The organism is Escherichia sp. E1V33, assembly GCF_004211955.1.
Classification (GTDB): Bacteria; Pseudomonadota; Gammaproteobacteria; order Enterobacterales; family Enterobacteriaceae; genus Escherichia.
Window position 1 is genome coordinate 41469 of the sequence record NZ_RHJI01000027.1, and the last position, 987, is coordinate 42455.

Consider the following 987-nt stretch of genomic DNA (forward strand, 5'->3'; position numbering starts at 1 on the left):
CATGCAGGCGGACACGGTGCGCTTTGCGTATGACCGCAGCGGCTGGCTGACGGCAGAGCACAGCGTGCACGGCAGCATAAAATATCAGCGTGACGCGCTGGGCAATCCCACCGACATCACGTTACCGAACGGGCAGCACCTCAGCCATCTTTACTACGGCAGCGGGCATCTGCTCCAGACGGCACTGGACGGTATCACGGTCAGTGAATATGAGCGTGACAGTCTGCACCGTCAGGTGATGCGCACCCAGGGGAAACTGGCGACGTTCAGCGGCTACAACGCCGACAACCGGTTAAGCTGGCAGCGCAGCCTGCCAGGTGGCAGCCAGAATCCACAGCAGACCGGTACTCCCCCGGCGCAGAACGACAGCGTGACGGCGCGGGACTATATCTGGAACGCAGACGGTGAAGTCGGCGGCATCAATGACAAACTGCGCGGTTGCCTGGTGTTCAGCTATGACCGCAGCGGCTGGCTGACCAGCCGCACGGGGCAGATGTATGACCATGACCATTATTATTACGACAAAGCGGGCAACCTGCTGACGGATGAATATCAGGGAGCGGTGCCGGATAACCGCCTGCCGGGCTACGGGCGTGACCGCTACCGCTATAACGAATGGGGCGAACTGACAGAGCGCAGGGACCAGCAGCTGGAGTGGAACGCGCAGGGCCAGTTAACGCGGGTCATCAGCAGCAACAGCGAGACGCGGTATCAGTATGATGCGCTGGGCAGGCGCATCAGCAAGGCGACATATGGCCGCCATACGGACCGGGGAGAACGAAGCCGGACAACGTTTGTGTGGGAAGGGTTCCGGCTGTTGCAGGAGACAACATGGCAGGGAAAGCGGACATACCTGTACGATGCGGAACAGCCGTACACGCCGGTGGCCGCCATCACGGGGCGCGGAGAGAGCCGGAAAATCTGGTATTACCACACGGACCTGACGGGCACGGTACAGGAGGTGACCGCGCCGGACGGGACGCTGGT

Annotated in this window: 1 pseudogene; it reads left to right on the forward strand. The window is 61.7% G+C overall.

The annotated features are described in order from the left end of the window. Window positions 1-987, forward strand: a pseudogene (locus D9742_RS23595) (RHS repeat protein); the annotation flags it as partial.